At 39.4% G+C, this 25384-nt stretch carries 23 protein-coding genes; 18 read left to right on the top strand and 5 right to left on the bottom strand.

Annotated features, from left to right (window positions below; all coding sequences use genetic code 11):
- Positions 1-74 precede the first annotated feature (74 nt).
- The 8 genes from FY048_RS05755 to FY048_RS05720 all read left to right on the top strand — a co-directional run bounded on the left by FY048_RS05755 (position 75) and on the right by FY048_RS05720 (position 7477).
- Positions 75-380 (top strand): YcgL domain-containing protein, encoded by a 306-nt coding sequence (locus FY048_RS05755; RefSeq protein WP_016138215.1) that lies wholly within the window; start codon positions 75-77, stop codon positions 378-380.
- Positions 373-759, top strand: coding sequence for a hypothetical protein (locus tag FY048_RS05750; protein ID WP_446090483.1), 387 nt, complete (start codon positions 373-375; stop codon positions 757-759). Before FY048_RS05755 ends, FY048_RS05750 begins: the two co-directional genes overlap by 8 nt.
- Positions 760-788: 29 nt before the next feature.
- Positions 789-1640, top strand: coding sequence for an AAA family ATPase (locus FY048_RS05745; RefSeq protein ID WP_069123222.1), 852 nt, complete (start codon positions 789-791; stop codon positions 1638-1640).
- Positions 1641-1655: 15 nt separating this feature from the next.
- Positions 1656-2843 carry a vWA domain-containing protein gene (locus tag FY048_RS05740; protein WP_446090482.1) on the top strand — a complete coding sequence of 396 codons (1188 nt, stop codon included), beginning with the start codon at positions 1656-1658 and terminating at the stop codon, positions 2841-2843.
- Between the two features lie 36 nt (positions 2844-2879).
- Positions 2880-4085: a tryptophan synthase subunit beta gene (gene trpB / locus FY048_RS05735; RefSeq protein ID WP_446090481.1), complete on the top strand. Its 1206-nt coding sequence runs from the start codon at positions 2880-2882 to the stop codon at positions 4083-4085.
- Between the two features lie 225 nt (positions 4086-4310).
- On the top strand, positions 4311-5315 hold the full coding sequence (gene prmB, locus FY048_RS05730; protein WP_446090480.1) for a 50S ribosomal protein L3 N(5)-glutamine methyltransferase: 1005 nt from the start codon (positions 4311-4313) through the stop codon (positions 5313-5315).
- Between the two features lie 12 nt (positions 5316-5327).
- Positions 5328-6419: a chorismate synthase gene (gene aroC, locus FY048_RS05725; protein WP_446090479.1), complete on the top strand. Its 1092-nt coding sequence runs from the start codon at positions 5328-5330 to the stop codon at positions 6417-6419.
- 332 nt (positions 6420-6751) lie between these two features.
- Entirely contained in the window at positions 6752-7477 is a 726-nt protein-coding gene (locus FY048_RS05720) for a hypothetical protein (protein ID WP_446090478.1), read from the top strand.
- A 305-nt stretch (positions 7478-7782) separates the two neighbouring features.
- Here the strand turns inward: FY048_RS05720 and FY048_RS05715 are convergent, their stop codons facing one another.
- On the bottom strand, positions 7783-9012 hold the full coding sequence (locus tag FY048_RS05715) for a GGDEF domain-containing protein (protein WP_446090477.1): 1230 nt from the start codon (positions 9010-9012) through the stop codon (positions 7783-7785).
- Positions 9013-9332: 320 nt separating this feature from the next.
- Here FY048_RS05715 and FY048_RS05710 point away from each other — a divergent pair, with 320 nt between their 5' ends.
- The gene (locus tag FY048_RS05710) at positions 9333-10085 is read left to right on the top strand and encodes a TenA family transcriptional regulator (protein WP_446090476.1); all 753 of its coding nucleotides are present in this window, start codon (positions 9333-9335) and stop codon (positions 10083-10085) included.
- Between the two features lie 49 nt (positions 10086-10134).
- Here the strand turns inward: FY048_RS05710 and FY048_RS05705 are convergent, their stop codons facing one another.
- Both FY048_RS05705 and lipA read right to left on the bottom strand, forming a co-directional pair.
- A complete protein-coding gene (locus FY048_RS05705) occupies positions 10135-11274 on the bottom strand; it encodes a transcriptional regulator (RefSeq protein WP_446090475.1) in 1140 nt (379 codons plus the stop codon).
- 155 nt (positions 11275-11429) lie between these two features.
- On the bottom strand, positions 11430-12416 hold the full coding sequence (gene lipA, locus FY048_RS05700; RefSeq protein WP_446090474.1) for a lipoyl synthase: 987 nt from the start codon (positions 12414-12416) through the stop codon (positions 11430-11432).
- A gap of 359 nt (positions 12417-12775) precedes the next feature.
- Here lipA and FY048_RS05695 point away from each other — a divergent pair, with 359 nt between their 5' ends.
- From FY048_RS05695 to FY048_RS05670, 6 genes are read left to right on the top strand one after another with little or no spacing between them, the layout of a single operon-like run.
- Positions 12776-13738: a thiamine pyrophosphate-dependent dehydrogenase E1 component subunit alpha gene (locus tag FY048_RS05695; protein ID WP_003651635.1), complete on the top strand. Its 963-nt coding sequence runs from the start codon at positions 12776-12778 to the stop codon at positions 13736-13738.
- Between the two features lie 13 nt (positions 13739-13751).
- Positions 13752-14771, top strand: coding sequence for an alpha-ketoacid dehydrogenase subunit beta (locus FY048_RS05690; protein WP_032054979.1), 1020 nt, complete (start codon positions 13752-13754; stop codon positions 14769-14771).
- Between the two features lies 1 nt (position 14772).
- Positions 14773-16311, top strand: a complete 1539-nt coding sequence (locus tag FY048_RS05685) for a 2-oxo acid dehydrogenase subunit E2 (RefSeq protein ID WP_446090473.1) — start codon at positions 14773-14775, stop codon at positions 16309-16311.
- A gap of 10 nt (positions 16312-16321) precedes the next feature.
- Entirely contained in the window at positions 16322-17725 is a 1404-nt protein-coding gene (gene lpdA, locus FY048_RS05680; protein WP_446090472.1) for a dihydrolipoyl dehydrogenase, read from the top strand.
- Between the two features lie 26 nt (positions 17726-17751).
- Positions 17752-18537, top strand: a complete 786-nt coding sequence (locus tag FY048_RS05675; RefSeq protein ID WP_446090471.1) for an acetoin reductase — start codon at positions 17752-17754, stop codon at positions 18535-18537.
- Positions 18538-18566: 29 nt separating this feature from the next.
- A complete protein-coding gene (locus tag FY048_RS05670; protein WP_446090470.1) occupies positions 18567-19625 on the top strand; it encodes a 2,3-butanediol dehydrogenase in 1059 nt (352 codons plus the stop codon).
- 46 nt (positions 19626-19671) lie between these two features.
- On the opposite strand, the gene FY048_RS05665 is transcribed toward FY048_RS05670, so the two are convergent.
- On the bottom strand, positions 19672-20583 hold the full coding sequence (locus tag FY048_RS05665; protein ID WP_446090469.1) for a bestrophin family protein: 912 nt from the start codon (positions 20581-20583) through the stop codon (positions 19672-19674).
- Positions 20584-20652: 69 nt separating this feature from the next.
- A complete protein-coding gene (locus tag FY048_RS05660) occupies positions 20653-21924 on the bottom strand; it encodes a sigma-54 interaction domain-containing protein (protein WP_446090468.1) in 1272 nt (423 codons plus the stop codon).
- 191 nt (positions 21925-22115) lie between these two features.
- On the opposite strand from FY048_RS05660, the gene FY048_RS05655 reads away from it, so the two are divergent.
- The 3 genes from FY048_RS05655 (at position 22116) to FY048_RS05645 (ending at position 25366) form a co-directional block, all read left to right on the top strand.
- On the top strand, positions 22116-22811 hold the full coding sequence (locus FY048_RS05655) for an MBL fold metallo-hydrolase (RefSeq protein ID WP_446090467.1): 696 nt from the start codon (positions 22116-22118) through the stop codon (positions 22809-22811).
- Between the two features lie 9 nt (positions 22812-22820).
- Complete coding sequence (locus FY048_RS05650; RefSeq protein WP_446090466.1) at positions 22821-24476, top strand: TIGR01244 family sulfur transferase; 1656 nt, start codon at positions 22821-22823, stop codon at positions 24474-24476.
- Between the two features lie 98 nt (positions 24477-24574).
- Positions 24575-25366, top strand: coding sequence for a sulfite exporter TauE/SafE family protein (locus tag FY048_RS05645; RefSeq protein ID WP_446090465.1), 792 nt, complete (start codon positions 24575-24577; stop codon positions 25364-25366).
- The last annotated feature ends 18 nt before the right edge of the window (positions 25367-25384 follow it).

Genomic DNA, 25384 nt, shown 5'->3' with positions numbered 1-25384 from the left:
ATGCGTAAACAAACCTGCGTGTGTGAGTCGTTTTTTTTAATGTATGCTGTCCTTAGTTCAAGAGTTGATTTGAAATGCACTGTGATATTTATAGATCGAGCAAAAAAGATGAAATGTACATGTATATTGCTCGTCCAAACTATCCTGACGATGCGGAACAAGCTGATCCGTTTGAAAATATTCCTGAAGCTGTTGTACAAGCGTTTGGTCGTGCAACGTTTGTCATGCATTTAGAATTAGCTCCAACACGTAAATTGGCGCGTGCTAATGTTTTACATGTTTTAGACTCATTACAAACAAAAGGTTTCTTTATTCAGATGCCGCCAGAAGGGTTAATTAACCCAAATGCGGTTGAACCAGAGGGCTTACGTGGTGCGTGAAGATCAAACTGGAATAATGAATCAATTATTCTCTTTTTTGGATGTTGTTCCTGAAGGTGTTATTGCTTTAACAGTTTATGGAATAGGCGCTATTATTGCTTTATGGTGTTGGTGGCGATTAATGCGTCGCCTTCCTACAACTTTTGGTGCAATTAGCTGGCTTATTGTCTTTGCTATTTTAGTTACACCAACAGTGTCTGAAGGGCCGAATGCATCGGTAGCACCAGCTATTTTTGGACTACTATTTGGTGTTTTAACCAAAGATAGCCCTCTAATCTGGTCAAATTTATCTTTAATTCTGTTTGTAGTTGGTCTAGGTTTGGTGATTGGATATTGTTGGTCAAAATATTCAATGAACAAAAGCATGCGTTCCATCTAACCATTGAAATAGAAAAATAAGGTCTTTACATGTCTGCTGATACCCAACATTTTACCGGTACAGATCAATATATCGCGACTGATAGTCTTAAGCTCGCTGTAAAAGCAGCTCGTGCTTTACAAAAGCCTTTACTGATTAAAGGTGAACCTGGTACGGGTAAAACTTTACTTGCTGAGCAAGTAGCACAAAGCTTGGGCTTAAAACTCATTACTTGGCATATTAAATCGACAACCAAAGCACAGCAAGGGTTGTATGAATATGATGCTGTTTCTCGTTTACGAGACAGCCAGTTGGGTGATGATCGTGTTTACGATATTAAGAACTATATTAAACCCGGTAAATTGTGGGAAGCTTTCACGAGTGAAGAACGTTGTGTATTGTTAATTGATGAAATTGACAAAGCCGATATTGAGTTTCCAAATGACTTGTTGCATGAACTTGATAAAATGTCTTTCTATGTCTATGAAACGAGTGAAACCATTACGGCAACACAGCGCCCAATTGTAATTATTACTTCGAATAATGAAAAAGAATTGCCAGATGCTTTCTTACGTCGTTGTTTCTTTCATTACATCGAGTTTCCAGATGAAGCTACAATGCGAGAAATCATTGCGGTTCATTTCCCAAATATCTCTGCAACACTAGTAAACGAAGCTTTACAGGTTTTCTTTAAACTACGTGAAATTCCTAATTTGAAGAAACCACCATCAACCTCTGAGTTAATTGATTGGTTAAGCTTGCTCATGGCAGACGATATGCCAGAAGATGTATTACGCAATCGAGATACATCTAAAGCGATTCCACCTTTATATGGTGCGCTGATCAAAAATGAGCAGGATGTGCAACTCCTCGAACGTTTGGCTTTCATGTCTCGACGTTAAAGGAGGGAATAACCCATGTTTGTGCGGTTATTTTACACCTTACGTAAATACGGTGTTCCAGTTACAACTCGTGAACTTATTGACTTAAACCGTGCAGTAAGTGAAGGTTTAGTTTTTGCCGATCAAGAAGAGTTTTATCAACTTGCTAAAACAATTTTAGTTAAAGATGAGCGCTTTTTTGACAAGTTCGATCGTGCCATGAAAGATTACTTTGATGGTATTGAAAACTTTGATCTGGACGAGTTACTCAAGCAAGTTCATAAGTTGCCAAAAGACTGGTTTGATTTAGAACTTCTAGAAAAGCATTTAACTCCTGAACAACGGGCAGAACTCCAAAAAGCAGGTTCCTTAGAAGAACTGATGAAAATGCTGGAAGAGCGGTTACGCGAACAGCATAAAAAACATCAGGGTGGTAACCGCATGGTGGGTACTGGCGGTACTTCACCTTTTGGGGCCTTTGGAGATCATCCTGAAGGTGTACGAATTGGTGGGCCAGGGCGTAAACGTTCGGCTGTAAAAGTCTGGGAACAGCGTAAATATCAAAATCTGGATGATGACCAAGTTCTTGGTACTCGTCAGATGCAAATTGCTTTACGACGTTTACGCAAATTTGCCCGTCAAGGTGCAGCTGAAGAGTTGGACGTTGACGGTACAATCCGTGAAACAGCTAAGCAAGGTATTCTTGATGTTCAAATGGTACCTGAGCGTCGAAATCGAATAAAAGTGCTGATGTTGTTTGATGTAGGCGGCTCTATGGATGCTCATATTGCTCAATGCGAAAAACTCTTTAGTGCCGCTAAAAGTGAGTTTAAAACACTTGAGTACTTCTATTTTCATAATTGTCTTTATGACTATGTTTGGAAAGATAACTACCGCAGAACAGCAACCCGTATGAATACATGGGACCTGTTTCACACCTATGGACGCGACTATCGTGTAATTGTAGTGGGTGATGCCAGTATGGCACCGTATGAGTTGAAATCGGTGGGTGGCTCGGTTGAATATATGAATGATGAAACAGGCGAGGTTTGGTTACGTCGCCTAAGTCAACATTTTGATAAAACAGCGTGGTTAAACCCTGAAACAGAAGGGTATTGGCATTACACTCAAACTATTGGTTGGATTAAAGAGATTTTTGAAAATCATATGTATCCAATGACACTAAAGGGCATTGAAGATATGACTCGCTACCTTTCTCGATAAGCTTAATAACTTTAATAATTTAAAAAGAGAGATGACATGCAACATCAAATTAACGGTATTGCTTTGCCGAATGAACAAGGATTTTTTGGTGAATATGGCGGACAGTTCATCCCTCCACATTTAAAAGAGGCAATGGATGAAATTAATGTTGCCTATGAAGAAATTCGTCATACCCCTGAGTTTAAAAATGAATTGGCAGATCTCTTTACGAATTATGTAGGCCGTCCAAGTCCTTTATTTCATGCGAAGCGTCTTTCTGAACAGTTAGGCGGTGCACAAATTTATTTAAAGCGTGAAGACTTAAATCATACGGGTGCACATAAAATCAATCACTGTTTAGGTGAAGCTTTACTTGCTAAATATATGGGCAAAAAGAAAGTTATTGCTGAAACAGGTGCTGGTCAGCATGGCGTTGCTTTGGCAACCGCTTGTGCATTAGTGGGGATTCCGTGTGAAATTCACATGGGGCAAGTAGATATTGAAAAAGAGCATCCTAATGTCGTCAAAATGAGAATTTTGGGTGCTCATTTGGTTGCGGTAACTCGTGGTACAGCAACATTAAAAGATGCTGTAGATAGTGCATTTGAAGAATATTTAAAAGACCCAAAAAACTTTATCTATGCGATTGGTTCTGTTGTGGGTCCACATCCATTCCCTAAAATGGTACGTGATTTTCAATCAATTATTGGCAATGAAATTAAAGATCAAACGCATCAGCGATTTGGGAAAAGCCCCGATTATGTTGTGGCATGTGTCGGCGGTGGTTCAAATGCGATAGGCGCATTTACTGCATTTTTAAATGACTCAGACGTAAAACTAGTAGGCGTTGAACCGGCTGGACATGGTTTAGACACCAATATGCATTCGGCAACACTAACTTTAGGCAGGCCAAGTCAAATTCATGGTATGGCGTGTTATGTCCTTGAAAATGAGGAAGGTGAACCTTTACCTGTGCATTCTATTGCTTCAGGATTAGACTATCCAGGCGTTGGCCCCCAACACAGTTTTTTAAAAGATTTAGGTCGTGTTGAATATAGTACCGCCACTGACCAAGAATGCTTAGATGCTTTTATGACACTTTCTCGTGTTGAAGGCATTGTTCCTGCGCTTGAAAGTTCACATGCTGTTGCATGGGCAATTCGTGAGGCTCCCCAATTAGCGAAAGAAACCATGATTGTGGTGAACCTATCGGGGCGTGGGGATAAAGACTCTGATTATGTTGCCGAAAAACTTAAGCTTTAAGCCAAATAAACTCGAAAAGCGGCTCATCATTTAAAGGCCGCTTTTTGTTTTGAACATCTAAATTAAATTTCATTATTTTATAATTAAAACAAAGTATTCTGATTTTAACTTGTGATTGTTTGAGATAGGTGTGTAAAACTCCAGTTCACAGGGCAAAGCGTTGCTTTGCTGTACCTCACTCAGTAGAATAGTCACTTTGCAAAATTTGCCTTTGGAGACGCCTAAGTGGAGCGACCGACGATTAGCCCTGAAAATTTACAGGAAGCGGCTGAAAATTTATCAACAATTCGAGATTTTATTCGTTTTGGGGTATCAGCATTACGTCAACATGATGCACATTTAGGACAAGGTACTGAAGATTATTTTGCAGAAAGCTCTGCATTAGTTTTACAAACCTTATCTCTTGAATGGTCAGCAGACGCAGAAATTCTAGATGCGAAGTTATTACCAAGCGAAAAAGCAGAATTTTTAAGCTTATTGGAACGCCGTATCAATGACCGTATTCCAACATCTTATTTACTAAATCTTGCTTATTTCTTTAATAAGCCATTCTATGTAGATGAACGTGTACTCATTCCACGTTCACCAATTGCAGAATTAATTGAGCAACGTTTTGCACCATATTGTTTAGATGAAAATGGTCAAATGCGCGAAGCTCTCAATAATTTGCCAGAAAATGAAAAACCTAAAACTCCACACCGTATTTTAGATATGTGTACAGGTTCTGGATGTATTGCGGTTGCTTTGGCTTATGCATATCCAGACGCTGAGATAGATGCAACAGACATCTCGAAAGAAGCTCTAGAAGTTGCTTCAATTAATACTGAACACCACAATAAGCAATATCAAGTTGCCTTGCTTGAGTCAGATCTATTCGCCAAGATTCCAGCTGAAAATCAGTATGATTTAATTGTAAGTAATCCGCCGTATGTCGATGCTGAAGATATGGCTGACTTACCAGAAGAATTTTTACATGAGCCTGAACTTGCATTGGCAGCAGGCCAAGATGGTTTAGACTTAGTTCGTAAAATGCTTGCACAAGCGGCAGATTACTTAACTGAAGATGGCCTTATTGTCATTGAAGTGGGTAATTCTGAATGGTCAATGCGTCAGAACTTTAATACGATTGATTTCAACTGGCTTACTTTCCAAAAAGGTGGTTCAGGTATTTTTGCTTTGACTGCTGAACAATGTCGCCGTTATAGAAAACTATTTGAAGAGCAAATATAAGGAGTTGGGCATATGGCAGGGAATACTATTGGACAACTCTTTCGTGTAACTACTTGCGGTGAGTCTCATGGCGTTGGCTTAATGGCCATTGTTGATGGTGTACCACCGGGCCTTGAGTTGTCTGAAGAAGACTTGCAAAAAGATCTTGACCGTCGTAAACCGGGCACTTCTAAATTTGCAACTCAACGTAAAGAGCCTGATCAAGTTAAAATCATTTCAGGTGTTTTTGAAGGTAGAACGACAGGCACGCCAATTGGTTTATTGATTGAGAATACTGATCAGAAATCAAAAGATTATGGCAATATTGCCCAAACTTTTAGACCTGGCCATGCCGACTATACATATACGCAAAAATACGGTTTCCGTGACTATCGTGGCGGTGGCCGTTCAAGTGCTCGTGAAACTGCTATGCGTGTTGCAGCGGGTGCAATTGCTAAAAAATATTTAGCAGAAAAATTTGGTGTCTTGATTCGTGGTCATGTTACCCAAATTGGTAATGAAGTTGCCGAAAAACTGGATTGGAATGAAGTTCCGAATAATCCATTTTTCTGTGGTGATGTAGACGCTGTTTCACGTTTTGAAGCCTTGGTAACTTCTTTGCGTGAACAAGGAACAAGCTGCGGCGCAAAGCTAGAAATTTTAGCTGAAAAAGTCCCTGTAGGCTGGGGTGAACCTGTTTTTGATCGTTTAGATGCTGACATTGCTCATGCGATGATGAGTATTAATGCGGTTAAAGGTGTTGAAATTGGTGATGGTTTTGCAGTTGCTGGACAGTTTGGTCATGAAACACGTGATGAATTGACCAGTAATGGCTTTTTAGCGAATCATGCTGGTGGGATTTTGGGCGGTATCTCAAGTGGTCAGTCCATTCGAGTTGCTATTGCACTAAAACCAACAGCAAGCATTACAACATCAGGTAAAACGATTAATTTAAATCGTGAAGATACAGATGTGTTGACTAAAGGCCGTCATGATCCATGCGTAGGTGTACGTGCGACACCAATTGCAGAAGCAATGTTAGCAATTGTTTTAATGGATCACTTCCTACGTCATCGTGCTCAAAATGCAGATGTTGTTCCGCCATTTGCTCCAATTGAACCATAGTCATAATTTTTGATTATAGTAAATAAAACCCCATATTTAATTTAAATGTGGGGTTTTATTTTTTTATTAAATTTAGTTTTATTAAATTTTAAATTATTCTCTTGTCTTATAATATTTATATAAATATAATATTCTGCGAATTATTTTTTGGTATATTCGTTACTAGATGTTGGTAATTAAATCTTGTTAATTTTTACTGCACCCGATATTTATATTTATCACTGAAAGTTAATTTACTTAAATTGCTTTTATATAAGTTTATTACATATTTAAATTTTTATTACTTTAAACAAAGAATTTTCAAAGTCATCATTGAAATTGGGGAAATATCAATGAATCAGTGCACATATAGAATTGGCTGTATGTCAAAGGATAGGCTATTGCCTAAAAATTTAGAGGCAATGATAAAAGTTATTCATGACTTATCTTTGTCATCCCATCTTTTGGGGAATTGGATATATAGTGAAGATAATCCGGATATACATATTATTGATTTAGATAGTGGTTATACCAATATACTTATTCCTAAAAAAATTAAGATCGTATTAAGTAATAATCCTGAGCTTTTAAAGGGCTATCAGTATGGCTTGAAGAGACCGATAAGATATCAGGAACTTCTAAATATTTTACAAGATATTGAGAAGAATGAATATTTTAAAATAAGTCATCAAGAACGTATAATAAATAACAAGAATATAGTGTCTAAAGATCATTTAGAGACAAAAATTCTTTATAAGCTTGTTTGTTATCCAAACTTTAAAAATATTCATGCAGAGCAGATTGTTAATGTCACTAGAGTTTGTGCTTTATTATCTATTGAGTCAAAAACAGCTCAAGAAATTAAGAGGTTTTTGAATTTATCCATTGATGAAATACAAAAAATTATAGAATTAATAAAAAAAGAAGCCTATCCAAATTATGAAACAATACATGAGAATATTGTTTCGATTTTACCATTTTCGACTGAAACTATTTCTCATATACCGCAAAGAATAGAACAAAATTCATTGTTTTATTTTTTAATTAAATTTTGGAAGAAGCTGAAGGGTGGTCTCTAATGAGGTAGAATTTTTTCTATATTATATTGGCTAGAGCTCGTAATTTTCATTATCTAAAAACAGGATATTGATGTATTGAATGTCGCTAAATTTATTAAGTTTATATAAGTCATTTTTTAACAGATGGTTTAAATTTAAATAAAAGATGTTTTTGTACGTACTGGTTCTAAATTACATTTTAGCTTTGCCAAGGATGGAAAAGCTAATTGTTTATTTCTAGTCACTTTAATTAGCAAAGGAGCTATAAAAGAAGCCAAGAGAGATAATAATGATTCAAAAGTCATTTCAAATCGAAGTCTGACTTTTTAAGTTAAATCTACAATTTGTTCTTCGTTTACAGCAATTTTATATTGATTACGTCCATTAGTTTTTGCTTTATACAAAGCATGGTCAGCACGAGTTACAAAAGCAGAAATTGAATCGTTTAGACGAGGAATTGTGGTTGCAACTCCAACACTAATGGTGACATGTGGTGAAACATCACTACATGGGTGCTCAATTGCAATTTTATTAATGGCATTCATTAAACGTTCAACTTGGATCAAAGCTTGCTGAGCATTTGTCATCGGAAATAATAGTAAAAATTCTTCACCGCCATAACGAGCAACTAAATCACCACTACGGGCAGCAATAGAAGAAATAGCAATTGCGATTTCTTTTAAGCATTCATCACCCTTTAGATGTCCTAAAGTGTCATTGTAAGATTTAAAATAATCAATATCGACCATCATGATGGTAAGGGGAGTTTCATGTCGTAAAGCACGGCGCCATTCGTTATCAAGGGTTTCATCTAGATAGCGTCGATTGGCTAAACCGGTGAGTGCATCTTGCTGGGAAAGTAAAGATAATTGCTGGGCTTGTTGCATGAGTTCAATACGATTCAGCTCAATCATGCAGTTTTGTAAGTAGTTTTCTCGATGTTGGCGGTCAGTTGCATAGGCAAGAGTCATTCCCAAGAAACTACTGAAGGTATAAGTTCGGTTCAAGAAGGTCCAGTCGATCACCCCATTTAAGTAGTGACTTGCCAAAATTCCAACAAGCCCGCCCATCCATCCAGAAAATATAGCGGTATAAAAGCGCATACCTACCGCACCATAGATAATCACAATCGCATACATCATCGCTGCATGAAAAAGAACATTATCTTGGCCATTTTCAATGACGTTAATTAAAATAAAGGTAATTGCCACAGCTAAAGCTGAACCGACTCCTACATAATAATCAAAGTACTGATTTAATTTTTTAATAAATGATAAAATCCAGGCGATAAGAACAATTAAACCCACCCAAGAATAATAGCTAAACCAGGGTAAAACTTGTTCAGTTGGTAAAACTTGATATATACCAAAGCTTAAAAATATATATAATATTAAAATAATAGGCGCTCTATAGCGGAACTCATAGGCAGCACCATTTTGGTATTGAAAACGATAAATCGTTTCAAGCTGCTTTGGAAACCAGACGAAATTTAATCCTCGTGTGGTTAATAAATCTATTTGTTCCTGTCCCAATATATTGGAACCCTGCAACTTCATAATTAATGCTCTCTATATTGGAAGTTGTCATAAAATGAGACTTATTTTTAGTAAAGTTCCATCTAAAAATATTGATTATATAATGTGTGATTTATTCAAAATAATAATACAGTTTTTTTAAAAAAGTAATGATTTTTATCTAAGTTAAATGTGATAAAAATCACGACATTTCAATGATTAGCGTAACAATTATCTAAAGAGTCGTAATCCATCGAAAAAAGTTACAAATGGTCGATTAACGATTGTATCTTTATCATTTTCGGATAGACTTGTAGCGTGAAATACAGATGATTGCTGTCATATAAATAGGAAAATTAGCAATGACTGCTCTAAATCAATATGGAATGCATTTAGAAATTACACCGCATAATGGATGGTCACAGCAGTTCTGGGATGACCTGCTACCAGCGAAAGAACGGGTAAGTAAACATCCGTTTTTTTCGGAAATGGCCAATGGGGGATTGAGCCTAAATAGTTTCCGTTATGCTTTACTTAATTTCTATCCATTAGTCGCACATTTCCCGTCATATATGGCTGGGGCGTTGGGCAAAGCAACAGGTTTTTCTGAACCTGGGGTTACAGAAGCACGAGATTGGTTAATCCAAAATATTAAGGTAGAAGAGCGACACTTAAAATGGTATCGCGATTGGGCTGGAGGTTTTGGTTTAACTGTAGACCAGCTTGATAGCGTGCGGCCACCAGCTGCGATGAATGCGGTGAACCATTTCTTATGGAATATGAGTCATCGCGGTAATTTAGCAGAATGCCTTGCTGCAACAAATCTGGCAATTGAATGGGCAACAGGTGATTGGTCGATTCAGGTCTATAAAGGTATTCATACCTATACTGATCATCCTGAAGTAACGATTGATAAGCGTTCTTTAGCTTGGTTGCGTGCGCATGCTCATTATGATGATCTTCATCCTTATGAAGCCATGGAGCTGATTAAGCGTTTATGTAATGATCGTCCTGACTGGCAGAAAAAAGCATTTCATGCCGCGGAAGAAGGTCTGCGGTATTATGAATTAGCCTTAGACGATTGTTATAAGGTACAGCTTCAAGCCTCTGCTTGATCTTATCTTAAAAAAGGGAGGATATCGTATGGATATTCTCCCTTTTATTTTATTCGAGTAGTTTTAACAGTTTTGTTCGATAAGGCGTTTCTTCGGGTAATAATTCAAGTAAACGTTCAACTGCATCTACGCGGTCTGGCACACGACTGACCACTCGTAATAATTGATCAACATCTTCAATCTGATAAATCACATGACTTAAGCGAGCATCAAAACAGTCTCTCCATGCACACAAAAATGGACTTTCTGATTTAGCTAAAAAACTTCCTCTATAGAGAGTAAGGGTAGTCGATGTGAAGCCTAGGTTTAATGCTTGCTCTGCCATTAAGAAATCACATTGAATTTCACAGTTAAGTCTGTAAGGGCGAGACTGGATTACATCTGGAATTAAGTTTCTGAGTTGAGAAAGTTCTGCTTTTAAGGTTGTGGTACTTACTGGCCGATCGCCATATAAAGCATAGTGAAGTTCTTCAAGGTTAATTCCCTCAGGACAAAGCGTCAGAATGCATAGAATTTCAATCTGACGTTGAGTGAGTGTCAGGCTGTGTTGGTTATATTGAACTTTAGGTGTGCCGAAGGCCTTAATGTATAAAATATTTTTTTGATGAAGCTGAATTGCTTGCTTCACAATATCAGCACATCTCTCAACAGCTAAAAGGCCAAGAGAATTATGTTTTTGGTATTTAGTCGATAAATTCATAATCCCATAAAATTGACCTGTATGTGTATCGGTAATCGGTGCTGCATAACAGACCCAATCTCTTACACTATTCATTTGGTTTTCGTGTGAGTAAACGCAGTTAGCTGAATGAGTATTTAGTGCTAAACCAATTGCATTTTGTCCCACTGCCTGAGTAGACCACTGGCCACCTTCAACAAAGTGGACTTGCTCTGCCGATGAGCGCATTGGGTAACTACTCCATGTCCAAAGTAGCGTGCCATGAGGGTCGGTTACACCAATTGCCATATCGGCATCTTCAGCAATATGCATTAAGTTGCGATGACACTCGTGAATCGAACGACCAAATAATGAATGCTCCCATTCTTCGGTTAGGTCAAATAACGGAGCCGCTTCAAGGTCAAGTGATGGTTTTTTTCCTAAATATTGAGAATGAGATGACTTTTCTGGCCGAAATAAAGACGGCGTAGTATCTATAAAAGGCGATGATAATTGTTCTGACATATCCATATCGAAATTCCTTTATCATTGAAATGGCGTATCCGTAGCCGCTCAACAGTTATAACTTTTTTATTGTACTATTTCCTCGTTATCTCCTTACCTTAAATACTTTTATAAGTCTTGACCATTAGCCTATTGGATAAGTTTTGTTAATTACATGATCTTTAAGATAAGACATCTTTTCGACTAAAAGGTTTTGGTACGTCTTCTCCAAAATATTGTCGATCAGCAAAATAACTGGAACGGACCATCGGTGCACTCCAGATATTTTTAAAACTTAACCGTTTACCATGTCGCGTATATCTTTCAAATTCTTGTAAATTTACAAATCGATGAATAGGTGCATGTGACTTTGAAGGCTGCAAGTACTGTCCAATGGTAATAAGATCCACTTGATAATCTTTTAAGTCGTTTAGTAGGGCAAATACTTCTGCTTCAATTTCTCCTAATCCAACCATTAAACCAGATTTGGTTTTGATATCGGGAAAATATGCTTTAAAGCGTTTTAGTAACTCTAGTGAATGTTGATAGTCTGAGCCTGGACGCATTGCTTTATATAAACGCGGAACAGTTTCGATATTGTGATTAAACACATCTGGAGGAGATAAACTCAAAGTCGAAAGAGCTGTCTCTAAACGACCGCGAAAATCGGGTACCAAAATTTCAATCAACGTTTCTGGGCAGCGTTTTCTGATCTCTTCAATGCACTTTACAAAATGAGCAGCGCCACCATCGTGTAGATCATCGCGGTCTACAGAGGTAATCACTACATATTTTAAATTTAAGTTTGCTACTGTTTCTGCCAAATGTTTAGGTTCATTTTCATCTAAAGGTTTTGGGCGGCCATGCGCTACATCACAGAAAGGGCAACGTCTAGTACAGATATCTCCCATAATCATAAATGTTGCCGTACCTCCGCCAAAACATTCAGGTAAGTTTGGGCATGCCGCTTCTTCGCAAACACTATGCAATTTCTGTTGGCGCAGTAAATTTTTTATGCGCTTGATTTCTTCAAAATCGGTTATTTTTGCTCTAATCCATTCAGGTTTAGTAGGTAACTCTTCTGTAGGTAAAATTTTAATCGGAATGCGGGCGACTTTATCAGCTCCCCGTAATTTAATACCAGTTTCAACTTGTCTTTTAAAATCCATATTAATAATTCCATTTTATTTAAAACTTACTTAAACTCCTGCCTATTTAATTTAAAGACTAATTTAAATTTTCTTAATAAGTCACAATTAATTATAAACACAGGGTGTGGAGAATATTATAAAACAACAAAGGTTGGTTAAAGGTTTGTTTTTCAACTAAATGAAAATTATAAAAAAATTTAAAATTATTTTTGCTGGTTAAGTTTTTGAAATTAATAATTTAATTGGAATTATTTTAATTAAAAACTTTTTAGTCTAATAGATCAATTATTAAATTTGAGTTTAATTATTTATAGCGAATTAGATTTTCGCTTGAAACTTGGTTGATTTTTAAAATCAAGATAATAAAGGAAAAGGATATGCAATTAACGGAAGAGCAATTACTCGCAGCATATAAAAGCATGCGTGATATTCGTGAATTTGAAGATCGACTTCACGAAGAAAATACCAATGGTGATATTCCTGGTTTTATTCACTTATATAGTGGTGAAGAGGCTGTAGCAGTCGGTATTTGTGAAAACCTAACTGACAAAGACTATATCACTTCAACCCATCGTGGCCATGGACACTGTATTGCAAAAGGCTGTGACATTCACGGCATGATGCTGGAAATTTTCGGTAAAGATGATGGGCTGTGCCGAGGAAAAGGCGGTTCTATGCATATTGCCGATTTAGACAAAGGCATGCTTGGCGCCAACGGGATTGTGGGTGGTGGACCTCCTTTGGCAATTGGTGCAGCGTTAACAGCTAAAACCTTAAAGACAGGCGGTATCGGGCTATCTTTTACAGGTGATGGTGGCTCAAACCAAGGCCTTACTTTCGAAGCGATGAACATGGCTGTCGTACTTAAACTTCCTGTGATTTTTGTCTTCGAAAATAACGGTTTTGGTGAAGGTACTGGTCATGATTATGCGGTAGGAAGTAAGGACATTGCTGGTCGTGCAGCAGGTTTTGGTTTGCCGGCAGTTAAAGTCGATGGTACCGATTTTTTTGCTGTATATGAAGCGGCTCAAACTGCCATTGAACGTGCACGCCGTGGCGAAGGTCCAAGTGTTATTGAGACGATTACTAACCGTTTTTATGGACATTTTGAAGGTGACCCAGGGCTCATTCGCTCAAAAGAGGAAGTCGATTTCGTTAAAGAAAATAAAGACCCTTTGAAAATTTTCCGAGAAAAAGTTAAAGGCAAAATTGACGAAGCCAAATTAGACGAGATTGATGCAGTGTCTAAGGCGAACGTTGATGATGCAGTTGCTAAAGCTCGCGCTGCGGCATATCCAAAACCAGAACAACTCCTTACCGACGTCTATGTCTCTTACTAAAGGAATAGTAAAGATGCCAAATAAAAGTTTTCGTAATGCGATTAAAGAAGCCATTGAATCAGAAATGCGCCGCGACCCAACTGTGTTTGTGGTGGGTGAAGATGTACGCGGTGGTCATGGTGGTAAAAATACCGAAGATAATGAGCTTGAAGGCTTCGGTGGTGTGCTTGGTGTAACTAAAGGTTTGTGGACAGAGTTTGGTTCGGAACGTGTTATTGATACACCAATTACCGAGTCTGCAATTATTGGTATGGCCGCTGGTGCTGCTGCGACAGGTTTGAGACCTGTTGCCGATTTAATGTTTATGGATTTCTATGGCGTGTGTCATGACATGCTCTATAACCAAGCCGCTAAATTCCGTTATATGTTCGGTGGCAAAGCAAAAGCGCCAATGGTTGTACGTGGCATGATTGGCGCGGGTTTTTCTGCGGCAGCTCAGCATTCTCAGTCACCATATAACGTATTTGCTGCGGTTCCGGGCTTAAAAGTAGTGGTTCCATCTAGCCCATATGATGTGAAAGGGCTATTAATTCAGGCTATTCGAGATGATGACCCTGTAGTGTTCTGTGAGCACAAAATGCTCTATGACATTAAAGGTGAAGTTCCAGATGATGCTTATACCATTCCTTTTGGTGTAGCAAATTACACCCGAGAAGGTACAGACGTGACCATTATTGCTTTAGGTTTAATGGTACACCGTGCAAATGAAGTGGCAGATAAGCTAGCAAAAGATGGCATTTCGGTTGAAGTGGTAGACCCTCGAACAATTTCTCCTCTTGATGAAGAGGGGATTTTAGAGTCTGTCGCATCGACAGGGCGTGTGGTTATTGTGGATGAATCAGCGGCGCGCTGTGGTTTTGGTCATGATGTTGCGGCATTGATTGCACAAAAAGGTTTCCATTATTTAAAAGCACCTGTTGAACTCGTAACGCCACCACATACGCCTGTTCCATTCTCTCCAGTTTTAGAAAAAGAATGGATTCCAAGTGTAGAGCGTATTGAGCAAGCTGTGCGAAAAACATTGGAGGCTTAGGATGAGCGAAATTAAAACGCTGGAGATCCCAAAATGGGGATTATCCATGGAAGAAGGCACGATTGCCCAATGGTTGATTAAAGAAGGTGATAGCTTTAATAAGGGCGATGAAATTTGTGAAATTGAAACCACAAAAATCGTCAATGTGTTGGAAGCGCCTTTTGCTGGAACACTCCGTAAAATTTTGGCAAAAGACGGGGATACTTTACCGGTAGGTGGTCTTATTGCTGTATGTGCTGATAGTGAAGTTTCTGATGCAGAAATTGAAAAATTTATTAGATCACTGGGTGGTTCAGCAGCTAAAGCCCCTGAAGCTCCTTCGGAACAAACTCAAGCCGAAACATCTACACCTGTTGCTGAAAAAGCGGAACAACCACAGACTGTAGCAACTAGCGCTTCGGTTCCATTAAAAGCTACTAAAGGTGATTACGCTGTACCCGAGTCATTACAAGGCTATCAAGCATCTAATGAGCTTTTTGCAACCCCGCATGCCTTGAAACTTGCTGAAAAGCATAATGTTAATTTGGCAAAAGTGACGGGTTCTGGTCGTGAAGGACGTATTAGTGTTCAAGACATCCAGAAAGCTGTGCAGGCTGCTGGAGGTCAGTGGCCTGATGTTAAACAGCAACATCAAGCTAAAGTAGTTAAATCTACTGCCGATGATAGCCGTGTTTTAGCAACTCCCGTGGCGCGCCGTTTGGCAAAACAATGGGGCATTAACCTCAATGACTGCCGTATTTCAGGTACCCGAGGCCGTGTTTGTAAAGAAGACGTTGAAGCGGTTTACAACCGTGACAACCCAACGACGGGAAGTGAGCAGTCCACTCAGTGTGCTGTTGCTCAACCACAATCGACAATCACCACTGTCGCGATGAATGGTATGCGTAAAGCGATTGCCTCACGCTTGCAAGCGGCAAAACGTAATGCGCCACATTTCCGTCTTGTAGTCGATCTAAACGTAGAAGCTTTGCAAAATTTACGTAAGCAGATTAATGAGACTGTTCCACATGTGAAACTTTCTATTAATGACATGCTCATTAAAGCCGCGGCGGCAGCACTCATTAAAGTACCTGAAGTGAATGTTCAGTTTGATGAAGCCACACAGTCGATTTTGCAATTTTCACAAGCCGATATTTCGGTGGCCGTGGCGATTCCAAACGGTTTAATCACACCAATTGTAAAAGCTGCAAATCAGAAGTCTTTAGCACAGATTTCAGATGACATGCGTGATTTGGCAATCCGTGCCAAGACAGGCAAGTTACAACCTGATGAGTTTCAGGGAGGCAGCTTTAGTATTTCAAATTTAGGAATGTTAGGCATTAAACAGTTCGATGCGATTATTAACCCACCGCAAGGTGCAATTATGGCATTGGGTGCTTCAGAACCACGTGCTGTTGTTGAAAATGGAAATGTTGTGGTTCGTGAGATTGTCACAGCGACACTGTCATGCGATCACCGAGTCATTGACGGTGCAGTTGGGGCGAAATTCTTGGCCAGCTTTAAGCAGTTTGTTGAAAATCCTGCTTTAATTTTGGTTTAGGAGAACCCGCATGTCAGAAGCTCAATTTGATTTAATTGTGATTGGCGCGGGACCGGGTGGGTATGTGGCTGCAATTCGTGCAGCCCAGCTCGGGTTAAAAACCGCAATTGTAGAAGAGCAACATCTAGGTGGGATTTGTCTAAATTGGGGCTGTATTCCAACTAAAGCTTTGCTTGCTGGTGCAGAACTTGCAACTCAGTTTAAAAATGCTGGACAGTTTGGATTTCAGATATCCCAACTCGATTTTGATATTCAAAAACTTGTGCAACATAGCCGACAAGTTTCTGCTCAGTTAGTGCAAGGCATTGATTACTTGCTTAAAAAGAATCATGTGACTGTTTTTAATGGTCGTGCTCAGCTTACGGCTAAAGAAAAACTTGAAGTGATAGATGCTCAAGGTAAAAGTCACGCTTTGAGTGCACCACATATTATTTTGGCAACTGGAGCTAAAGCTCGACATGTTCCCCAACTTCCTGTCGATGGAACATATGTCTGGAGCTATAAAGAAGCGCTTGTGCCAGAGCAGTTACCAAAAAGTTTACTGGTGGTGGGTTCGGGTGCGATTGGTAGTGAGTTTGCCAGCCTCTATCAAGACTTGGGGTGTCAGGTCACACTTATTGATTTAGCTAAGCAGATTCTACCGACCGAAGATGCAGAAGTTGCTCAATTTGTCAGAAAACAGTTTGAACAAAAAGGAATGACTATTCTGACGGACGCAGTAGTTCAAAGCATTCAAATTGAAAATGGACAGGTTCACTGTGTAATTGAAACGGCAAATGATGTCCAGACAATCGTTTTTGACCGTGTGCTTTCAGCAATTGGTGTACAGCCTAATACCGCGGGACTAGGACTGGAACGTTTAGGCGTAGAACTGAATCCACAAGGTTTTGTGGCAATTGATGACTATTGTAAAACCAACGTAGTAGGGCTTTATGCCATTGGTGATGTTGCTGGAGCACCGTGTCTTGCCCATAAAGCAAGCCATGAAGCCATGATATGTGTCGAAAAAATTGCTGGCGTGGCAAACGTGCATTCACTCGACCGTAGCCAGATACCAGGTTGTATTTTCACTCATCCACAAGTAGCTAGCATTGGTCTGACTGAAAGTGCAGCAAAAGCTCAGAACTTACCCGTACGAATCGGCAAGTTTTCTTTAACTGCAAATGGCAAAGCTTTAGCAATTGGAGATGCGTCAGGTTTCGTTAAAACGATCATTCATGCAGAAACGGGCGAGTTACTTGGTGCACATATGGTGGGCCATGAAGTAACAGAACATATTCAAGGCTTTGCCATTGCGAAATATCTAGAAGCAACTGATGAAAGCTTAGCTCAAGTCATTTTCCCACATCCAACATTATCAGAAGCCATGCATGAATCCATTTTGGCTTCAATGCAACGTGCAATTCATATGTAGAAATTCTACATTTACAGGAGTTGAAAATGGTTAAGGGATTAAAAGATAAAGTCGCATTAGTGACAGGGGCAGCTCAAGGCATCGGCCGTGGGATTGCCCTGCGCTTGGCGCAAGAGGGTGTACACATTGCATTAGTCGATATGAAACAAGATGGACTCAATGCTGTGCAACAGGAAATTCAGGCCCTAGGCGTAAATGCCAGTACGTTTATTGCCGATGTCAGTGACCGAGAGCAAGTTTATGCTGCGATTAATCATGCTGAGCAGACGCTTGGTGGCTTTGACATCATGATTAATAATGCTGGAATTGCTCAGGTTCAGGCTATTGCTGATACAACACCAGATGAGTTTCACAAAATCGTTGATATCAATATTGGCGGTGTACTGTGGGGCATACAGGCTGCTGCTGCAAAATTTAAGCAACGCCAACATAAAGGCAAAATCATTAATGCTTGCTCAATTGCAGGCCATGATGGGTTTGCTCTGTTGGGTATTTATTCTGCTACCAAGTTTGCAGTTCGTGCGCTTACCCAAGCCGCTGCAAAAGAATATGCCAGTCACGGTATTACGGTAAACGGCTATTGTCCCGGAATTGTCGGAACTGACATGTGGGTTGAAATCGATAAACGGTTTGCTGAAATTACCGGTGCGGCTATAGGTGAGACCTATAAAAAATATATAGAAGGCATTGCTTTAGGTAGAGCCCAAACACCAGAGGATGTCGCTGCATTAGTTGCTTTTCTGGCAAGTGGGGATTCAGATTACATTACGGGTCAATCGATTTTAACGGACGGCGGAATTGTCTATCGTTAAAACAACATCCTGATTTGAGGGGGATAATAATGAAAGCAGCGCGTTTTTATGACAGAGGCGATATCCGTATTGAGGATATCCCTGAACCAGAAGTCACTCCCGGTACTGTAGGCATTAAGGTTGCTTGGTGTGGAATTTGTGGTACAGATTTGCATGAATTTATGGAAGGGCCAATTTTTATTCCACCGTGTGGACATCCTCACCCTATTTCAGGCGAATCTGCGCCAATCACCATGGGACATGAGTTTTCTGGTGTTGTATATGCAGTCGGTGAAGGTGTTGATGATATTGAAGTCGGTCAACATGTGGTCGTAGAGCCTTATATTGTGGCAGATGATGTACCAACTGGACCGAGCGATAATTATCATCTTTCTAAAAATATGAACTTTATTGGTTTAGGCGGCCGTGGCGGTGGTTTATCGGAAAAAATCGCGGTTAAACGCCGTTGGGTGCATCCGATTTCCAATAAAATTCCATTAGATCAGGCGGCCTTGATTGAACCGTTATCGGTTGGTCATCATGCCTATGTAAGAAGTGGGGCAAAAGCTGGTGATATTGCTCTGGTTGGTGGTGCTGGCCCAATTGGTTTATTGCTTTCAGCAATTTTAAAAGCGAAAGGGCTTACCGTCATCATTACCGAGCTGAGTGCCAAACGTAAAGAAAAAGCCAAAGAGTCGGGAGTTGCAGATTATATTTTAGATCCATCAGAGGTTGATGTGGTTTCTGAGGTCATGAAAATCACCAAGGGTAATGGAGTCGATGTTGCGTTTGAATGTAGTAGCGTGAACAAAGTTTTAGATACTTTGGTTGCGGCTGTGAAACCTACAGGCGTTATTGTTATTGTTTCGATCTGGAGCCATCCAGCATCTATTAATGTCCATAGTGTAGTGATGAAAGAGCTTGATGTACGAGGAACAATTGCCTACGTAAATGACCATCAGGAAACCATTAAGCTGGTTGAAGAAGGTAAAATAAATCTGGAACCATTTATTACCCAGCGTATTCAACTTGATGATTTGATTTCACAAGGTTTTGAAACCTTAATTCATAACAATGAGTCCGCCGTTAAGATTATCGTACAGCCATAAGTAGACATTTAAACCAATAAAAAGAGCGAATCATCGCTCTTTTTTATTAAAGTAAATTGTTATTTTGGGCTTCAATAATAGGAGGTAATGGCTGTCCTAAAGAGCTTAACGACTCCCGTTCAATCAAGCGGACAATAGAATCAAGTGGTAAATCATTTTCTTGCATACCGAAAGGTTCTTCAATTTGGGCACTTAAAGCATCAAATCCCAAAAACATGTAAGCAATTAAGCCGACAATAAGTGGTGTCCAAATACCTAAAGCTGCTTCAAGGCTAAAAGGTAATATAAAACAAAAACAGTAAACGGCACGATGCAAAAGTACTGAATATGAATAGGGTAAAGGCGTACCAGCAATTCGGTCACAACCTGCTTGAATATTGCCTAATTCAACAATATGACGATTAAGCGTGCTATAGATAATGTCACTAATTTCACCATTTCTTAGCGCTTTAACTAAATCTTTTTGAATATTTTCGAGTACAAACTGAGGCGCATTAATATGCTCATTTAAATAATCAAATGAAGAAGTATTTAAATAGGCATGTTCAAGAAGTTTAGTGGGTTCGGCTGTTTGCTGGCGCAAACGATCACGTAATAAATTACTAAAAATTAAGACTTCATGAATTAAACGTTCACGATGTTCATTTGATAGAACATGAGTATCTCTGACAATATGCCTCGCATTTGCAATTAAAGCACCCCATAATTTTCGGCCTTCCCACCAACGGTCATAACACGCATTATTTCTAAAACCAGTGAAAATCGAGAGAATGACACCAAAAATAGTAAAACCAATTGCGGGAACTGTAGGAATTTGAATGACATGATAAAAAGAAAGAAAAACGATCAATGCTGAAATGAGAACAACAATACTTAAAGCGGGTAAAACCTTGGGTAAAATTGTTCCTTTCCATGCAAATAACAGTTTAAACACATTGCTTTTATCACGAACAATCATACAAAGCCTTTGAATTAACAGACACAACCAAGTGCAATATGATACGCCTTAGATCTAATAAATACCTACTTAAAGCTTATGTTTTTGTCTATATCGCCATAGAGTCGTGCGACTAATTCCAAAAATATTGGCAACCATATTGAGGTTGTGATTATATCTTTCTAAAGCTGCTTGCACATTTTCTGGACTAAGCTCTGTATTTGCTTCGGGTAATTTAACGTAATCTTCAGCATTTAATAGCTCATTTGGTAAGTCTTCGACTTCAATTTCGACCTTACCATTTGCCATTGTCAAAGCATAAAGCAACGTGTTTTTAAGCTCACGAACATTCCCCAGCCAATCATAATTAAGTAGAACCTGCATGGCTTTTTGATTGACGTGACGAGGCATTGTGTCGAGTTGAGTTGAGTTTTCTTTTAAAATCTGATCGACAATGAGTGGAATATCGACTTTTCGCTCTCTGAGTGGCGGTATGAAAATTGGAATCACACGTAAACGGTAGAGTAGATCATGGCGGAAACGCCCAGCCCTCGCTTCCTCGCGTAAAGCTTTGTGTGTTGCCGTAATAATTCGGACATTGGCCTGAATCGGTTTTTCACCACCGACCGGAGTAAATTCACCTGTCTCTAGTATCCGTAATAATTTAGCTTGTAGCTCTAATGGAATCTCAGCAATTTCATCTAGAAAAAGGGTTCCGCCCGCGGCACGTTCAAACACGCCTTTATGATCGCGAATTGCTCCAGTAAAAGCGCCTTTAACATGCCCAAATAGTTCGCTTTCTAGAATATTGGCATTTAGAGCAGCGCAGTTAATGGCAACAAAGATCTTATTTTTACGTTGGCTATAATCATGAATAGCCTTTGCCACCAGTTCTTTACCACTACCAGATTCGCCTCGGACGAGTACTGGAAACTCAGTAATTGCCACCCTTTGAATAATTGAAAACATGCGGGCCATTTCTGGTGAACAACTATTAAAAACCTTGGCTAAGTCTTGTAACTGCTCTGTTAATTGCACTTGATCAGCAATATCATCTTCTGTGCCAACTGGCTGTAAAATATGTAGCTTCCCAATAAAATGGTTTTCGCTAATATAAATATCATGCTCTTGATAGATAAATCGCTTTTTAATTTTATGTGTATTAATTTCAAGATATTGATTGTGATGATCTTGAGTAAGCGCTGCCATGCTCTCAACGGAAATGTCATCTGTATTAAATTTATAGTGAATTGCGTGAGTCGTTGTGTCTGCTAAAAACAGACTCGCATTTGGGAATAAAGCTTTTAATTGCTCAAATAAAATAAAAAAATCTTGTTCTGATTCAAAATTTAACTTTGCCATTGTCTGTGTTTCACCATTGTTTCATTGAAACATACTAAAGTTGCATAGAAACATCAAGTAGTGTTTATTTTCCGGACTTAAATTCAATTATTGGCTTAAATATTTGATTTTTATATTTATTATTTAAATTAAAATAATTGGCATCTTATTTGCAAAATATAGGAAAGAAATAAATTATTAGGGTATAAATCATGTTCTTTAAGCAGTTTTTTGAGCAGGAAAGTTCGACTTATACATATATGCTTGGGTGTGAAGAAACACGAGAGGCTGTTTTAATTGACCCAGTTGCATCAGATATAGAGATTTATACAAAAGAATTAGAGCAGCATCAATTTACACTCATCTATACCTTAGATACACATGTCCATGCAGACCATATTACGGCTGCGAATTTGCTGCGTGAACGCTTTCATTGCAAATCAGTTTTACACCGAAATTCAGGTGTAAATTGCGGAGATATTTTAATCACAGATGGTTGCATGCTTAAATTGGGCAACCTCAGTATTGAAGCGCGCTATACACCAGGTCATACCAATGCTTGTACGAGTTATCTGGTTGGAAACATGGTTTTCACTGGGGATGCATTATTAATTGACGGTTGTGGTCGAACTGACTTCCAAGCGGGTAATGCTGGAACACTCTATGACAGTATTCATGAACAACTTTTCAGTTTGCCTGACGATACAATTGTTTATCCGGGCCATGATTATAAAGGACGTTTATCTTCGACTATTGTTAATGAACGTTTGTATAACTCACGTTTAGGCCGAAAACGCTCCCGTGAAGATTTTATTAAATTAATGAATGACTTAAATCTGCCATATCCAAAACAGATCGATAAAGCATTACCAGCTAATCAAGCCTGTGGCTCAACTTCGCAATCTTAGGGTGGCAATATGGAACTCAAACGAATTAATCAAGATTTTTATGTTGCTGGTCAAATCACTGCCGACGATATCGCAAAAATTGCAGATCAGGGAGTAAAAACACTGATATGTAACCGTCCAGATGGAGAAGGTGCAGACCAACCCAATGTGATTGAAATTGAAGAAGCAGCTCAGCGACATGGCCTAAATGTAATTTATCAGCCTGTTACGAGTGGCAAAATTACCGATCAACAAGTTACAGAGTTTAAGCAGTTTTACCACAATACTCAGAAACCCATTTTAGCGTATTGCCGCTCTGGCATGCGTGCCATCAGTTTGTGGGCTTTAGCGGAAGTTGCCCCAAAAGATGCAGCCCTTTTAGTCGAAACAGGTAACAAACTTGGTTTTAACTTGAAAGGCTTAGTGCCACGTATTTTAAAACGTGATCATGAACCAGCTACAATTCCTTGTTATAGCGTTGTGATTGTGGGTGCTGGTGCAGCTGGAATTTCTGTAGCGTCTAGTCTCTTATGCCGTGAACCGAACTTAGATATTGTCATTATTGATCCGGCAGATACGCATTATTATCAACCCGGCTGGACCATGGTAGGGGCTGGAATTTTTAAACCGCAAGTAACAGCACGCTCAATGGCAAGTGTGATTCCATCAAAAGTGAAATGGATGAAAGCAGCAGTTGCTGGATTCGACCCTGAGCACAATCAGGTTATTTTGGAAGGATGCCAACCGATTCAATATAAAGCGTTGGTCGTATGTCCCGGTTTAAAACTGAATTGGCATGGGATTGAAGGTTTAGTCGAAACCCTTGGTAAAAATGGGGTGACGTCTAACTATCGATATGACTTAGCGCCGTATACATGGGAACTGGTACAACAAATAAACGGTGGAAAGGCGATCTTTACCCAACCACCTATGCCGATTAAATGTGCGGGTGCTCCTCAAAAAGCAATGTATCTTTCAGCCGACTACTGGTTAAAGCAAGGCAAAATTAAAGATATTTCTATCCATTTTTATAACACCGGCGGTGTTTTATTTGGTGTGAAAGAATATGTACCTGCACTGATGCAATATGTCGAAAAATATGGTTCTGAACTGCACTTTAACCATCAACTTGTCAAAGTAGATGGGCCTGCGAAGAAGGCTTGGTTTAAGGTAGTGAACGATGAAAATGCAGAACTAGTCGAAACCGATTTTGACATGTTGCATGTTGTTCCACCGCAACAAGCGCCTGATTTTATTCGTGCCAGTACTCTCACAGATGAAGCTGGATGGGTGAGCGTTAACCCGCAAACTTTACAACATACCGAGCATGCCAATATTTTTGCTGTAGGCGACGTGATGAATGCGCCTAATGCCAAGACTGCTGCGGCAGCACGTGCACAAGCTCCAATAGTCGCTGTGAATGTTCTTGCGAAACTAAAAGGTGAGCAGAACTTTTGTGAGTATAACGGTTATGGTTCATGTCCACTGACTGTAGAGCGTGGAAAAATCGTTCTGGCTGAGTTTGGTTATGGCGGAAAATTACTTCCAAGTTTTCCCAAATGGGTGATTGATGGGCAGAAACCATCTCGCTTGGCTTGGTTACTTAAAGAGCGAATTTTGCCACCGATTTATTGGCAAGGCATGCTCAAAGGCCGCGAATGGATGGTCAAACCTGAGCGAGGTTAAACAAAGCAACGCTTTGTACGAGCGCAAGGCGAGAATTTACTCACTCATTTAATAGCAGTTCACTGCAAATGAAAAACATGCAATTTTAGGCTTTTGATATGTTATTACTTGTCGTTGAAGGCATTGTGATTGGCTTTTTACTTGGTCTTACTGGTGCAGGTGGCGGTATTCTTGCTGTACCTGCACTAATGACGAGTCAAGGTTGGAGCGTGGCTCAAGCCGCACCGATTGGTTTGCTTGCTGTTGCGCTGTCTACACTGATTGGAACCATTGAAGGACTATTTAAAAAGATGGTCCGTTATCGCGCTGCAATCTGGATTGCCCTTATTGGCGCACCTATGGCACATATCGGAATTTTAATAGCCAACACGATTTCGCCTATTTGGCTCATGTTAATGTTTAGCTTAGTCATGTTTACAGTGGGTTATAGACTCATCAGTAACCGAGTTTCGGATTTCCACAACCCGCCGTGTCAGGTCAACCCAAGTACTGGGCGTTTCATCTGGAATTTTAAAACGGGAAGCGTTCTTGCGAGCATCGGGATTATTGCTGGGCTTTTAACTGGTATGTTAGGAGTCGGAGGTGGCTTTGTAATTGTGCCAGCTCTTAGAAAAGTCACAAATTTGGATATGCATAGTATTGTTGCAACTTCACTCATGATTATTTTTCTTATTAGTGGAATGAGTATTGTGATGCATATTGCAGAGGGTTTTCACTATCCTGTAGGCATTACCAGTACATTTGCTCTCGCATGTGCTGCTGGAATGTTATTAGGACGTCGAGCCATTCGTTTTATTCCGGCTGCAATTGTACAAAAAGTCTTTGCATTAATGGTGTTTGCTGTCGCAATTTATATGGTAATTAAGATTGTTAATCTCACAAATATCTAAGTGATATAGTATTTTAAC

This window comes from Acinetobacter sp. 1124_18A, from assembly GCF_052824995.1.
This window is presented reverse-complemented; position numbering and strand designations above follow the sequence as displayed.